Annotated in this window: 9 protein-coding genes, 2 tRNA genes and 3 rRNA genes; 3 read left to right on the top strand and 11 right to left on the bottom strand. The window is 44.1% G+C overall.

Features of this window, described 5'->3' with window-relative positions:
• Window positions 1-19 precede the first annotated feature (19 nt).
• The 10 genes from NTX44_04230 to NTX44_04275 form a co-directional block, all read right to left on the bottom strand.
• Window positions 20-667, bottom strand: coding sequence for a hypothetical protein (locus NTX44_04230; protein ID MCX6120808.1), 648 nt, complete (start codon window positions 665-667; stop codon window positions 20-22).
• Window positions 668-1,768 carry a 23S rRNA (adenine(2503)-C(2))-methyltransferase RlmN gene (gene rlmN / locus NTX44_04235; protein ID MCX6120809.1) on the bottom strand — a complete coding sequence of 367 codons (1,101 nt, stop codon included), beginning with the start codon at window positions 1,766-1,768 and terminating at the stop codon, window positions 668-670.
• A 1,034-nt stretch (window positions 1,769-2,802) separates the two neighbouring features.
• Window positions 2,803-2,919 (bottom strand): 5S ribosomal RNA (rrf, locus tag NTX44_04240).
• Window positions 2,920-3,020: 101 nt separating this feature from the next.
• Window positions 3,021-5,951 (bottom strand): 23S ribosomal RNA (locus NTX44_04245).
• A 246-nt stretch (window positions 5,952-6,197) separates the two neighbouring features.
• Window positions 6,198-6,271: transfer RNA gene (locus NTX44_04250), tRNA-Ala, on the bottom strand.
• A gap of 64 nt (window positions 6,272-6,335) precedes the next feature.
• A tRNA-Ile gene (locus tag NTX44_04255) sits at window positions 6,336-6,412 on the bottom strand.
• A gap of 101 nt (window positions 6,413-6,513) precedes the next feature.
• A 16S ribosomal RNA gene (locus NTX44_04260) occupies window positions 6,514-8,050 on the bottom strand.
• The 16S, 23S and 5S rRNA genes sit together here with 2 tRNA genes alongside, the layout of an rRNA operon.
• A 260-nt stretch (window positions 8,051-8,310) precedes the next feature.
• Window positions 8,311-8,934 (bottom strand): hypothetical protein, encoded by a 624-nt coding sequence (locus NTX44_04265; protein ID MCX6120810.1) that lies wholly within the window; start codon window positions 8,932-8,934, stop codon window positions 8,311-8,313.
• A gap of 144 nt (window positions 8,935-9,078) precedes the next feature.
• Window positions 9,079-9,252 carry a hypothetical protein gene (locus NTX44_04270; GenBank protein ID MCX6120811.1) on the bottom strand — a complete coding sequence of 58 codons (174 nt, stop codon included), beginning with the start codon at window positions 9,250-9,252 and terminating at the stop codon, window positions 9,079-9,081.
• Window positions 9,253-9,572: 320 nt separating this feature from the next.
• Window positions 9,573-9,788, bottom strand: coding sequence for a histone H1 (locus tag NTX44_04275; GenBank protein MCX6120812.1), 216 nt, complete (start codon window positions 9,786-9,788; stop codon window positions 9,573-9,575).
• A gap of 367 nt (window positions 9,789-10,155) precedes the next feature.
• Between NTX44_04275 and NTX44_04280 the strand changes: the two genes are divergently transcribed.
• Complete coding sequence (locus tag NTX44_04280) at window positions 10,156-10,578, top strand: nitroreductase family protein (protein MCX6120813.1); 423 nt, start codon at window positions 10,156-10,158, stop codon at window positions 10,576-10,578.
• A 7-nt stretch (window positions 10,579-10,585) separates the two neighbouring features.
• Window positions 10,586-10,795 (top strand): nitroreductase family protein, encoded by a 210-nt coding sequence (locus tag NTX44_04285; GenBank protein ID MCX6120814.1) that lies wholly within the window; start codon window positions 10,586-10,588, stop codon window positions 10,793-10,795.
• A 78-nt stretch (window positions 10,796-10,873) separates the two neighbouring features.
• Here the strand turns inward: NTX44_04285 and NTX44_04290 are convergent, their stop codons facing one another.
• Entirely contained in the window at window positions 10,874-11,368 is a 495-nt protein-coding gene (locus tag NTX44_04290; GenBank protein MCX6120815.1) for a response regulator, read from the bottom strand.
• 502 nt (window positions 11,369-11,870) lie between these two features.
• Here NTX44_04290 and NTX44_04295 point away from each other — a divergent pair.
• Window positions 11,871-14,441 (top strand): triple tyrosine motif-containing protein, encoded by a 2,571-nt coding sequence (locus NTX44_04295; GenBank protein ID MCX6120816.1) that lies wholly within the window; start codon window positions 11,871-11,873, stop codon window positions 14,439-14,441.
• Window positions 14,442-14,614 lie beyond the last annotated feature (173 nt).

Raw genomic sequence — 14,614 nt, forward strand, 5'->3', positions numbered from 1 at the left:
TGTACAGTTGCATTTGTTCTTAGAAAACAGCACCGAAGGTGAGCATCAATGTTGTCAATCCCGATTGACGTTCGATGCTTGGTGTGAGAATTATTAATGGCCCGTGCACGACACGCGTTCCTATTGATACACTTCCGCGAAGTGTGAATTTCCATCCGGAATCCGCCATTAACATGGATGCCCCAAGGGATGGTTGGAAAAAAAGAACCTTCCAATATCCAATCCTGCGCTGGATAGTCGCTCCCGCTGTGATTGCATTAATTTTCATATTATTGATGATCGATTGAAGGTGATATGTCAGTGCACCTGAATCGGGAACAGCATTGGTGGTCGTTGTCGTCATCGTGTAACCGCTATAGGCAAGGGATAGCCCAATGGTTGGTGCACCTTGGACATCTTCCTGCTTGATAGGATAAAAAGTAATGCTCGGCGAGAGAATTCCGTTTTGAAGCCTGTCACCATTTGTTTTCGAATATGTCAGATTCGCATTAATAAATCCGCGAAATGAGAACCCAGCATAGAGATTCAATCCATTTTCTTCACGATTTGTGCTCAAACCAATTCCACCGCCGTAACCGCTACGACCACGGAGAAGAAATTCACTTTGAGAAAAAGACCATTGAACTAGACCAAGTATGAGAAACAATGGAATGGAAAATCGTTTCATCTATAACAAACCTTCTGGGGTTTTTGGTTTATTCTTTGATTCAATCACAGCAAGCTGTCCACATGCAGCGTTGATATCCTGACCGGAGCTGCCGCGCACCATCACGGTAATATCGGATTTGCGCAGTGCATCGGCAAATGCTTCAATACGCTGAGCTGGTGCCGGCTTGAGCGAAGCTCCCATACCGGAAGGATGCATAAACGAAATGGAATGGAATGGAATAAGATTGACTTTACAGGGAATTCTCCTGCTCAATTTCACAAACAACTTGATATCTGCTGCCGTATCATTGAAACCGTCAAAAAGGATATATTCAAAAGTAGGGCGGCGGCGTGTTTTATGATAATAGTACTCCAGCGCTTTCATCAATTCATCTACAGAGAATTTCTTTGTAATCGGCATAAGCTTCGTACGCTTGTCGTTATCCAGCGAGTGAAGTGAGAGCGCAAGTTTTACAGGACGTTCTTCATCTGCAAGCTGGCGAATCTTATCGGCATAACCGGCAGTGGAAATGGTTATGTGCCGCGCACCAATATTCAATCCACGGTCATCGTTTATGATGTCAATGGACTTCATCACGTTATCATAATTGAGCATCGGTTCGCCCATGCCCATATAGACAAGATTAGTAATTCGTTTCTGAGTGGTGCGCTGAACCTGAATCACCTGATCGACAATCTCCCCCGCTGTGAGATTTCGTGTAAAACCCATCGCTCCGGTTGCACAGAACTTGCAGTCTAGCGGGCATCCAACTTGCGTGGAAACGCAGAGCGTGAGCCGCTTCTCTTCCTCTGACGATTTTTTTGTTGCGGGTATTAAAACACTTTCGATCGCTAAATCATCATTCAACTTGAAGAGATATTTTGTTGTGCTATCAGTAGAGATGCTTTGAACTCGCAATTGAAGATTAGAGATATATGAGATTTGAGATAGAACCGTACGAAACTCTTTTGAGATGTCGGTCATTTCATCGAAACTCTGGGCTGCTTTAGCATACAGCCAGCTGTACAACTGTACTGCGCGATATTTCTTTTCACCAAGTTCTTCGACAAACGCTTGAAGCTCGATAAGGTTAAGACCTTTGAGATTTTTCTTTGTCATAGTAAAGTAAAGTTACGGAAAGATGTTAGGGAGAGCAAGGGAATAACTGTATCATGGAGAATAAATTGCGAGAATCATTGGGATCTGCGACTGTGTTCGACATATCAAGGAACTTGCAAAATGAGATATGCGTCAAAAAGGATAAAACGCTTCCTAACTTTACATTAACATTTGATTGATGACTTTACCAACTTCGCATTGGTACTTTTCTCATTTCATCGACATACGTATTGTATGTTCCTTTGTATTATCAATTTATTCCCACGAAGGACTCGCACAAAACTTATCCCTAACACATAATAATCTTCATGATACATTGAAGAATGAATTGATAAAAAATAGCACTCAGAAGCACTATCCTCCTTGGTCTTCACCATTGGATCCATGCAATGATACTTTTCTGAGTAGCATCAATACTTTTATGTCTCCACAAAAAAATGTTCCACTAACGGAGCTTCTACTATTATATCCCGATTTACGAAAAGAGATACTCAAAGAATATATGCGTTCTCAGCTGCGTAATATTGATTCCGTCATGGTATTTCATAGGACACACAGGTATAATTTCACTCCCTCATCTTTTCTTGAAAATGAACTGAAACGAAATATCAATCGATATCGAGTACCATTCGATCCAATTAGACCAACTCTTCTGCAAACGTCATTATCATATAAGTTTGAACCCCTCAGATTGTTATTTTGGCTGCTGAATACAATTCGACTACATATAGAGTAGTTCAGATAGAAGAATTCTGTTCTGGATTGTTCAAGAATGGATGTATAAAAGGTATTGATATCGATTAATGTATGGTTAAAGTATACGAATCTAGATCAAGGTGGAATCTCCACTTATAAAAAAACATCCTGCACTCGGATTTTGAATGCAGGATATTGATATAATAAATCCCGCCTTCATTCCATTGGAGCTGCTGCAGGCAAGCTTTCATCGACCTATGCATCCCGATAAAGTCGGGATTCTCCCACAAAACAAAAAGTCCCGTTATAAATTTCTTTATAACGGGACTCTAAAATAAATCTGGCATCGACCTACTCTCCCATGCAGTTACCCACATAGTACCATCGGCTCAGGGGGGCTTAACTTCTCTGTTCGGAATGGGAAGAGGTGTAACACCCTCGACATAGATACCAGAAAAACTCAATTGGGAAAAATGCATAAAGCTAAACTCTGTTACGTCATTCTAATGATGACCTTTATCTTCGAGATGATGTTATCGATGGATCAACAAAAATTAAGATTAAGCCTATCGACCTATTAGTACCGCTCGACTAAACATATTACTATGATTCTATCTACGGCCTATCAACCAAGTCATCTCCTTGGGGTCTTATGACGCCGAAGCGTCAGGGAAACCTCATCTTTGGGCGGGTTTCGCACTTAGATGCTTTCAGTGCTTATCCCATCCGGACATGGCTACTGAGCAATGCCACTGGCGTGACAACTCATTCACCGTCGGTCCGTTCACTCTGGTCCTCTCGTACTAGGAGCGACACCCATCAAGTTTCCTACGCCCGCACAGGATAGGGACCGAACTGTCTCACGACGTTCTGAACCCAGTTCACGTACCGCTTTAATTGGCGAACAGCCAAACCCTTGGGACCTTCTCCAGCCCCAGGATGCGATGAACCGACATCGAGGTGCCAAACCTTGCCGTCGATATGAACTCTTGGGCAAGATCAGCCTGTTATCCCCGGCGTACCTTTTATCCTTTGAGCGTTGGCTCTTCCACTCGAAGCCAACGGATCACTAAATCCTGCTTTCGCATCTGCTCGACTTGTAGGTCTCGCAGTTAAGCTCCCTTATGCTTTTACACTCGACGCATGATTACCAACCATGCTGAGGGAACCTTTGAGAGCCTCCGTTACAATTTAGGAGGCGACCGCCCCAGTCAAACTACCCGCCTAACACTGTTCCCTCGCCAGATTCATGGCGATAGGTTAGAATTCAATCAGAACAAGGGTGGTATTTCACTGACGACTCCACCGAAGCTAGCGCCCCGGCTTCACAGTCTCCCACCTATGCTACACATGCTTTGACCGAACCCAATGCTAGGGTGCAGTAAAGGTGCACGGGGTCTTTCCGTCCATGTGCGGGTAACCGGCGTCTTCACCGGTACCACAATTTCACCGAGCCCGTGGTTGAGACAGTGACCAAATCGTTACACCATTCGTGCAGGTCGGAACTTACCCGACAAGGAATTTCGCTACCTTAGGACCGTTATAGTTACGGCCGCCGTTTACCGGGGCTTCGGTCGCCCGGCACCGGGCAGGTGTCAGTCTATATACGTCGCCTTCACGGCTTAGCATAGACATGTGTTTTTGTTAAACAGTCGCTTGGCCCATTTCACTGCGGCTCCTTTCTGCAAGTGTTGTACACACCCACATACTAGAAGCGCCCCTTATCCCGAAGTTACGGGGCTAATTTGCCGAGTTCCTTAACCACGGCTCACTCGAGCACCTTAGAATATTCTTCCTATCTACCTGTGTCGGTTTGCGGTACGGGCACCAAATAATCTCCCATACGAGGTTTTTCTTGGCAGCATGATTACGTGGAGTTGTGGCCCATACGGGCACCCTGTTCACCTCTCAGCGATAACTGGGAAACGGATTTGCCAATCTCCCACGCCTACAGGCTTAAACCAGCTATTCCAACAGCTGGCCCCACTTCACTTCTGCGTCACCCCTTATAGTCAAACGATTACTTAGTGGTTCAAGAATATTCAACTTGATTGCCATCGTCTACGCCTTTCGGCCTCGACTTAGGACCCGACTAACCCTGAGACGATTAACGTTGCTCAGGAAACCTTAGATTTTCGGTGGAAATGTTTTTCGCATTTCTTATCGTTACTTATGCCTACATCTGCGTTTCCATCAACTCCAGCATTCCTCAAGGAACACCTTCGCTGTCGATGGAATGCTCCCCTACCACGTACATTGCTGTACATCCGCAGCTTCGGTATCAGGTTTGAGTCCCGAGAATTATCGGCGCCAAGTCGCTTGACTAGTGAGCTATTACGCACTCTTTAAATGAATGGCTGCTTCTGAGCCAACATCCTAGTTGTCTGAGCAACTTAACATCCTTTCTCTGTTAACCTGTATTTAGGGACCTTAGCTGGCGGTCTGGGTTATTCCCCTCTCGGCGTCGGCGCTTATCCGTCGTCGCCTGACTCCTGTAGAACATATTAACGCAATTCGGAGTTTGTCTGGGTTTGGTATCGTTGTGACGACCCTAGCCCAATCAGTGCTCTACCTGCGTAATATTATGATACAAGGCTAGCCCTAAAGCTATTTCGGGGAGTACGAGCTATCTCCGAGTTTGATTGGTCTTTCGCTCCTACCCTCAGTTCATCCGAGCGGTTTTCAACCCACATCAGTTCGGACCTCCATGGCGTTTTACCGCCACTTCATCCTGACCAAGGGTAGATTGCTTTCGCTACGGCTACATGTCTTAGACATTTAACCTTGCAACGTACCAGCAACTCGTAGGCTCATTAAGCAAAAGGCACGCTGTCACTCCTCTCCACTGCAAGCAGCAGAGATTTGCTCCAACCGTTTGTAAGCATATGGTTTCAGGTACTATTTCACTCCCTTCTTAAGGGTGCTTTTCACCTTTCCCTCACGGTACTTGTTCACTATCGGTCACCAAAGAGTATTTAGTCTTACCAGATGGTTCTGGCAGATTCCCACAGACTTCCACTTGCTCCGTGGTACTTGGGATACTTTCGAGAGTCAATTTGTTTTCACTTACGGGACTATCACCCGCTATGGTGCAGCTTTCCAGAAGCTTCAGTTAACAAATTGATTTTTGACTCTCCGGATTATCACTGATTCATCCTGAAAGTCCCACAACACCTCTCACACAAGGGTCAGCGCCTTGAACGTGTGAGAAGGTTTAGACTATTTCCATTTCGCTCGCCGCTACTAAGGAAATCACTATTGTTTTCTCTTCCTGAGGTTACTGAGATGTTTCACTTCTCCTCGTTTGCTCACCGTTGACTATGAATTCATCAACGAGTACTGCGACATGACTCGCAGTGGGTTGCCCCATTCGGAAATCGTCGGGTCAGAGGCTGCTTCCGCCTTGCCGACGCTTATCGCAGGTAACCGCGTCCTTCATCGCCTTTTGGTGCCTAGGCATCCACCATATGCTCTTAGTAACTTAACCAAAAATCTTTGTTGATACACAGATACATCGTCTCTTACTACGAGACAAAGGTGCATCATTAGAATTTCGGACAGAAAAACTTGAAAATTATATTTAGGTTATGCATTTGGAATAATCGTTCACTCGTTTGTCCCAATAAATTTCATCGAGACTACTAGTCGTTACTAAATTATTCACACTTCCCAATTGTCAAAGAACAAATCAATTTGCAATTGGCAATCGCCAATTGTCAACTTTTTATTTTTGTGGAGCTGGTCGGGATCGAACCGGCGACCTCCTGGTTGCAAACCAGGCGCTCTCCCAAACTGAGCTACAGCCCCAAACAATTTTCAAATTGCCAATCGACAATTTTCAATTTATTTGGGCTTCTCTATCACACGCCTTTGGTGGGCCCAAGTGGAGTTGAACCACTGACCTCACGCTTATCAGGCGTGCGCTCTAACCACCTGAGCTACGGGCCCAGTGATAAAAAAAATAAAAAGTGTGCACGCTTCTTGCCAACTTAATTGGGCAGAATTGTAATGAGATTTTCGTTCCGATTGCTCGGACGAGATCTCCTTAGAAAGGAGGTGATCCAGCCGCACCTTCCGATACGGCTACCTTGTTACGACTTAGCCCCAGTCACTGATTTTACCTTAGACGCTTCCCTCCTTGCGGTTGGGTGAACGGCTTCGGGTACTCCCAGCTTCCATGGCTTGACGGGCGGTGTGTACAAGGCCCGGGAACGTATTCACCGCGGCGTGCTGATCCGCGATTACTAGCAATTCCAGCTTCATGAGGGCGAGTTGCAGCCCTCAATCCGAACTGAGACCACTTTTATGGGATTGGCTCAACCTTGCGATTTTGCAGCCCATTGTAGTGGCCATTGTAGCACGTGTGTGGCCCTGGGTGTAAGGGCCATGAGGACTTGACGTCATCCCCACCTTCCTCACTACTTGCGTAGGCAGTCCACTTAGAGTGCCCAGCATTACCTGATGGCAACTAAGTGCAGGGGTTGCGCTCGTTGCAGGACTTAACCTAACACCTCACGGCACGAGCTGACGACAGCCATGCAGCACCTGTACTCCGTGTGTATTGCTACACTAGCCGGCTTTCACCGGTTTACAGAGCCTTTCAAACCCAGGTAAGGTTCTTCGCGTTGCATCGAATTAAACCACATGCTCCACTGCTTGTGCGGGCCCCCGTCAATTCCTTTGAGTTTCAACCTTGCGATCGTACTCCCCAGGTGGAATACTTAATGCGTTAGCTTAGACACCGACCCTTGCGAGCCGACATCGAGTATTCATCGTTTAGGGCGTGGACTACCAGGGTATCTAATCCTGTTTGATCCCCACGCTTTCGAGCATGAGCGTCAGTAGCAGACCAGTTGACTGCCTTCGCCATCGGTGTTCTTCTAGATATCTACGCATTTCACCGCTACACCTAGAATTCCATCAACCTCTTCTGCACTCAAGATTAGCAGTATCGATGGCAGTACTCGGGTTAAGCCCGAGAATTTCACCACCGACTTACCAACCCGCCTGCGCTCCCTTTACACCCAGTAAATCCGGACAACGCTAGCATCCTACGTATTACCGCGGCTGCTGGCACGTAGTTAGCCGATGCTTTTTCCTGAGGTACATTCAATCTCGCCTATAGCGAGAAATTATTCCCTCACAAAAGGAGTTTACGACCCGTAGGGCCTTCATCCTCCACGCGGCGTCGCTGCGTCACCCTTTCGGGCATTGCGCAATATTCCTCACTGCTGCCTCCCGTAGGAGTCTGGACCGTGTCTCAGTTCCAGTGTGGCTGATCGTCCTCTCAGACCAGCTACCCATCGTCGGCTTGGTGGGCCGTTACCTCACCAACTACCTAATGGGACGCAGGTTCATCTAAAGGCGCCTTACGGCTTTTGATCCCAATACAATGCTGCATTGGAATTTCATCGGGCATTAGCCTCGATTTCTCGAAGTTATTCCCGTCCTCTAGGCAGATTACCTACGTGTTACTCACCCTTGCGCCGGTTTACTCAAGATATTGCTACCTCTTTCTCCCAAGACTTGCATGTGTTAGGCACGCCGCCAGCGTTCGTCCTGAGCCAGGATCAAACTCTCCATTGTAGAATTTTTATATTCTCAACTTCAAGTCTGATGACCTGTTCTCTGAGTCGTTAGACTTTTCGAACAGGGTTGAAACCCAGTTAAATTGACATTTGTCGTGCACACTTTTTCAAAGAACAGCCTTACGATAAAAATGCCCATGAACGATGGGCATTATAAACTCTTTTTTATAAGGAACTTCCGCCGCTATTGTGCGGGACTTTAATATAGCATATCAATCTCGAAAAGTCAACATCTATTTCACATTACTTGAAAAAAAATTAACGCTGCTTTAATATATCTTGCCGAACTTGTTTTTCCAGGCGCATATGTTCTTCAGCTGAAATATGAAACCTCTCTCGCATGGCATCAAGCCGGTCCAAATCTTGAGGGGTAATAGATCCATTCTTCCAACAGTCAACAATCGCCTGCAAATAGATTTCAAGCCGAACCTCCTGCTCTAAACTCGCATGTACTTCATCGCTTATACCCATCGATTTGCGTAATGTGGACAATAAATTTTCTTCATCTTTACTCATCGATCCATTCGCCCATGCTTGTTTCAAAGTCTGTGCGTATGCCTGCAAATAAACAACCGGATTAACATGTTGGGCTTGTGCGTTTTTTTCTGTCTCTGCGCGCCGCTTCTCTTCTTCTTGTTGAGGAAGAACAATCTTCTCAGTTTTGTTAATCACTTCCTCTGGTCGATGTTGGCTCGCTGCCTCAACTTGTTGTTTAACATCCTGTGCTTGATTCTGAACAGGCGCTGTCGGTTCTTTGGCCTTGTCAACGGGTGTATTTATTGACGCATCTAGCGATGGCGCAGATTCACTTTTCTTTTTCTGCTCAAGGATCTTTTGCTTAAGCTCTGCAACTCTTTTTCGCTGTTCGTCTATATCTGCCATTGTCTAAATATCAAAATTACTATGTTTTTGTGTTGCAAGGATTCTATTTCAGAAATATGCCGTGCCTTTTCAAGATATCTAAATCACCACCGAATGTCAACGAAACCACAGACTCCAGTTTCCCTGAATCCAGGGATCATACGATCACGGCTTGTCTGGCAGTTCGCGGAATGCTTTTCCAAAGAGATCGTCTGCAACTGAAGGCGAATCAACAAAATCATGAAATTCCATTCCTTCGGACTGTTTTCGCCTGAGCAATAACACCGTCAATGAAATTGCTGCTCCAGCAAGCACACCAAGCATGATATATTTCTTCATTGCTTTTATCCCCTCATTTCGATCAGGTTAAATCCTTTAAAAACTTTTTATCGACTCAATAATAAAAAAATCGTTTCAAGAGATTCCACCGCTCAACCGACCATCGACATTGCAGAGTAAAAATCAAATGCACCGAAATGCTTTTTTCACTTCAGTGGGAAATACGATTATTCATGGATACCCAAAAAGGTACGTTCGAGTTTTACACCTCTTACGTTTTTATATACAAGAAGCTCAAGGTGAGGCAATAATAACTTTGCTAAAAAATATCAGCTTGCCCGCGCAATAAGCGGCAGGCAAGCTGGTTGAAAATGACGAATTTATGCTGCCGGCGGCGGAGTCGGCTGTGATGGTTCTTCCGCCATCTTTGCTTTCACATCCTGTACTTCATTACGAATTTCTTGTGCTTTCCTTTTTAAGCTGGCCATATGTTTGCGTAAACGCACACCTGCCGATTTGTTTTGCTTTATATAAAACTTTTCGAAATCTGCCTGGAATGTTGCTACGAGTTCCTGCAATTCTTTAAATCGATCCATCTTATTGCTCCTATGTTAGTTCTACCTGTATTAGTTTTTAGCTTTCAATTATCAGCGTTCGTTTATGAGCTAATAACCTTATGCTATTCGTTGTTCAGTATCCGCATACCTGAAAAAATCCACTTCACTTATAAATTTTTAGTTTGTAAGGTGCGGATTACATTCAAATTTCGCCAGTAAGATACGCATTTAGTTGGAGAAGTCAAAGCGACTGGCGATTTTTTTAATTATTCACTATATGGTTTGAGAAATCCACATACGATATCACCGAGTGACTGTTTTGAAAACTACGGAATCAATACGTTTGACTTTTTACGATTTTGGGGATAGATTATCCCAACATAATTACTCATAAAGGAAGTCCACAATGAAATTTGCCCGTTTGTTTATTTTTCTCAGTATTTCTTTCTCACTCTCTTTAGCTCAAGATTTAAAACCCATCCAACTTCCTCCGCCACAGACTGAAATCGGCAAACCTTTGATGCAAGTATTAAAACTTCGACAATCTTCGAGGACGTTTACCGCAAAGCCGTTGCCCCTGCAAGAACTTTCGAATCTTCTTTGGGCGGCATATGGAATAAATCGTCCCGAGAACGGAAAACGGACAGCTCCATCGGCAATGAACTGGCAGGAAATTGATATATATGTGATGATGCAAAGCGGGACGTATATGTACGATGCAAAATCCAATAGTTTATTACTCATTACAGAAAAGGATTTACGAGAACCTACCGGCAAACAATCGTTCGTAAAAGAAGCGCCCCCTCAATCTCGTATATATCGCAGATGAGAAGCGAATGACTCGTGCAAATGATGAAGATAGAATCCGCTGGAGTTCTGCAGATGCCGGATTCATTGCACAGAACGTGTATCTTTATTGTGCTTCGGAAGGATTGGCAGTTGTTGTGAGAGGAATGGTTGATCGTGAAACTCTTACGAAAGAATTGAAGCTTCGGCCCCAACAAAAGATTGTTCTCAGCCAGACAGTTGGATATCCAAAACAATGAATGGATGATTTTAGATTGCAGATTTTCGATGAGTTACTATGCCGAAGGGAAAGTTCTCAGTAAAAGAACAACCGCGACTCAACGATTCGAAGAGGGTTTCGGAAAGATTATCGAGATATGTTTCACTAAATATTCAGCTGAAATAGGTTTTACAAGATATAACGAAACTTTGTATTTGAGAAGTTCTTTCACAAGCACCATTTCAGAATGAGATGTGACGATAACAACCGGTAAATTTCGCGTGGCACGGTTGGAACGAATAGCTATTAATGTATCTTTTCCGTTCATCGTCGGCATTTCGTAATCGAGAAAAACAACATCGGGGTTCTCAGACGAAATTTTCTTTATCGCCTCTTCACCATTCGCTGCTTCAACAATCTCCGCGCCAAATTCCTTGCTCAGTATTTTACCAAGAAGCATTCTGCTCTCAAGACTATCGTCAACGATAAGTGCCTTCATCCCAATCCTATTTTTTATGAACAGAAACAATGAAATATAGCGACCTATAATCTTAATCGCAATCATTATCGATTCATCCGGCCACACTGTTTCACTCCTTCGCAAGCTTGACATCTCAAGCTCCTACATCTTCCATTTACCGTCTGCCGTTTACCCTCTACCATCTACCGTTTACCATTTACCGTTTACCATTCACCGTTTACCATTTACCGTTTTTATCATATTTGCGTATCATTTAGAGAAAGACATAGTTCGGTAATATATTCATGCATTGCGGTATTTATAACATCGTCTTTCTTGGCTGTATGCCAATTGTTAGATAGATATTAATAATTTTATAGGTTTTTCTTTCAACATAAGCTCAGTGTTTATTGAGGACAAGAATCTCCTTTCAGGCATTAAAATTGTTGCACAGAGTACAGCTCAGGGTTGACGGACAAGTGGTCGAAGGGAACATAGTTCCGAAACCTCTTACTGATGCCATTCAAGTTGTGGTTCAATAACTTCTATCTTAATATGAATAATAAGATAGAAGTTATGTACGAATGAACTTACCAAAGGTTATGAAAATTAACTTACAGGATGTTTGTTTCAGAGGAGGAAAAACGTAAATAATTTGACGCATAGTAAGAACACATATTTCCGGAGTATAATATTCATCGTTGTATTGATAGTCTGCACGGTGTCCTCAGCCCTTGCTCTCGATCCTCAAAAAACTATAAATCAGTACGGGCATAATGTTTGGCTAAAACAGAATGGCCTGCCGGCGAACGCTGTCAATGTTGGCCTGCAGGGACGAGATGGCTATCTCTGGCTTGGTACTTCGGCAGGTCTCTTCCGCTTCGATGGAGTCAATTTTACTCCGGTGAATACAAATCCGAAGGATAGTAAAGTAATTGAAACCATTTCAACGTTATGTTTTTCCAGAGATAGCAATCTCTGGGTCGGAACAACTTTCAGTAATCTTCGACGCATTAAGAACGAGAAAATTTTTCGTTACAGTGGAGCTGATGGACTTCTCTCGAGAGAAATACAAGTATTATTGGAAAGCAAGATTGGACACATCTGGGTTGGTACAACGTACGGCCTCTTTATGTATGCTGGAGGAAAATTCATATCTGTACCCATCAATCCGCGATATATCACCAGTCTTACAGAAGATTCACTTGGCAGAATTTGGGTGGGGACACATGAAGGAGTGCGTATCTTCGATGATGTTCGCATGACACAAGTCGGTACCATGACAATCGCAAATGGATTGCCCCACGATATAACTACCACTCTCTTTACTGATCGTGATTCAAATGTTTGGGTTGGAACAGTTAATGGGCTGGTCCGTTGGAAGAATGGTGCTTTGAAAACCTACAAATGGTCGGATGGTATACACAGTGATCACATCACTTCCGTTTGTGAAGACAGAGATAACAATCTGTGGTTCGGAACATACAAGGGAATCAATCGTTTGACGAAGGGAACATGGTCGAGCATGACATATTTATATGGACTCACAAACGACCACGTTCTTAATATCTTTGAAGATCACGAAGGCAGTATCTGGGTGTGCACATTAGAGGGACTCAACCAGTATACGGATGTGAATATCACTTCCTATACAACGAAAGAAGGTCTCGCGAGCGATTATATTTCGGGCATTGCCGAGACTCCTGACAGTACTCTTTACATTCTCAGTAATGCAGATGGAGTAATAATGCATATGAAGAATGGCCGTACTATCATAGATACTGCAAATGTGGGGCCGGCGTATGTGGCGCGTGATGGCAGTCTGTGGATCAGTCAAACCGGCTTGCTTCTCAACATAAAGAATAATCGGATCAAACGTTTTACTCCCCAAACAGGTTTGCCTAATAAGTGGTTTTCTGCTATCACGGAAGACAGTGTAAGTTTAATTCTCTATGTCGATGGTATAGGTCTTCAAAGATTTGTTGATGGACGGTTGAAGCCCTATCTCCTCAAGAACGGGGAACCGTATCATACTTTGGAATATGTCGCATGCCTTTATTCTCAACTTCATGGTCCTCTATGGATTGGTTCTACAAACGGTCTTGTGAAGATAGAGAATGGATCTTCTACAATGTTCAAACAAACAGAAGGGTTGGCCGGGCCCTGGGTTAATTGCATTCTCGATGATCAGCTGGGAAGCCTGTGGATCACTTCCCCGAGTGACGGACTTACACGATATAACAATGGTAAACTTACCCCCTTGAGCATCAAGGATGGTTTATTCACGTCCGAATTCTATTGCGTGCTTTGTGATAATGAGGGCGATCTCTGGTTGAGCAGTCCAAGTGGTATCATCTATCTGAAACGCGCAGATATTGATGACTATCAAGCAGGAAAGATCAAAACATTGCATTCACAAGTTTATGTCACTGCCGACGGAATGAAAACAGATGAATGCTTCGGCGGGTGGCAGCCTGTTGGATGGAAGACGCATGATGGATGTTTATGGTTTGCAACGAAGAAAGGGGCAGTCAAGATAGATCCAAAAATTTTTAAGCGGAATACTTTTCCCCCGCCGGTTATTATCGAACGGGTTATGGTAGATCAAGAGACGATGCCTGCAGATCAATTTACAATTTTTTCTCCCGGCAAAGAAAAATGGGAATTTCATTTCACGGCGTTAAGTCTTCTTGTTCCTCATAGAGTCCTCTTTAAGTATAAACTTGAAGGGTACGATCGTGAATGGGTAGAAGCAGGAACAAGGCGGGTTGCATATTATACGAACCTTCCTTCCGGTCAATATCGCTTTCGTGTGATCGCTTGTAACAATGACGGCGTGTGGAACAAAGTAGGAGCAAACTTTACATTTAACCTTCAGCCGCATTTTTATGAGGCGTATTGGTTCTATGGTCTCGTGCTGATTGTCCTGGGAGGAGCAATTTTTGGTGCGTACCGGGTGCGGGTGTGGCAGCTCTTAAAGAGAGAGAAAGAACTTCAACAGGGCATCCAGGAAGCGCTGGCCAGCGTTAAGACTTTAAGCGGGCTTCTTCCCATTTGTGCGAATTGTAAAAAAATACGAAACGATAAGGGGTATTGGGATCAAATAGAAGGATATATACAAAAACATTCAGAGGCGCAATTTACACATGGTATTTGTCCGGAATGCGCAAAAGAATTATACAGTGACGTCGTTTTTGAAAATAACAAAATAAATAAAAGCGCTTAATGTTTCTCATTATTTCTCCCCCCAAAAAAATTCTTCTGTAGGGGTTCAATATATTGAACCCCTACTCGCAGGTTTTGTAGGGACGTATAGCTATACGTCCCTACGAGAGACCTTGCTTCTCCCGCCAAAAAATACTACACTTTACCCCAGTGGTTCCCAATCCTACTCAGTTG

This window comes from Ignavibacteriales bacterium (assembly GCA_026390575.1).
GTDB lineage: Bacteria > Bacteroidota > Ignavibacteria > UBA10030 > UBA10030 > Fen-1298.

What these genes read in the sequence shown, in the direction of transcription:
- NTX44_04230 (MCX6120808.1), bottom strand. Translation starts at nt 667, where the DNA reads ATGAAACGATTTTCCATTCCATTGTTTCTCATACTTGGTCTAGTTCAA.
- rlmN (MCX6120809.1), bottom strand. Translation starts at nt 1,768, where the DNA reads ATGACAAAGAAAAATCTCAAAGGTCTTAACCTTATCGAGCTTCAAGCG.
- NTX44_04265 (MCX6120810.1), bottom strand. Translation starts at nt 8,934, where the DNA reads ATGGCAGATATAGACGAACAGCGAAAAAGAGTTGCAGAGCTTAAGCAA.
- NTX44_04270 (MCX6120811.1), bottom strand. Translation starts at nt 9,252, where the DNA reads ATGAAGAAATATATCATGCTTGGTGTGCTTGCTGGAGCAGCAATTTCA.
- NTX44_04275 (MCX6120812.1), bottom strand. Translation starts at nt 9,788, where the DNA reads ATGGATCGATTTAAAGAATTGCAGGAACTCGTAGCAACATTCCAGGCA.
- NTX44_04280 (MCX6120813.1), top strand. Translation starts at nt 10,156, where the DNA reads ATGAAATTTGCCCGTTTGTTTATTTTTCTCAGTATTTCTTTCTCACTC.
- NTX44_04285 (MCX6120814.1), top strand. Translation starts at nt 10,586, where the DNA reads ATGACTCGTGCAAATGATGAAGATAGAATCCGCTGGAGTTCTGCAGAT.
- NTX44_04290 (MCX6120815.1), bottom strand. Translation starts at nt 11,368, where the DNA reads ATGTCAAGCTTGCGAAGGAGTGAAACAGTGTGGCCGGATGAATCGATA.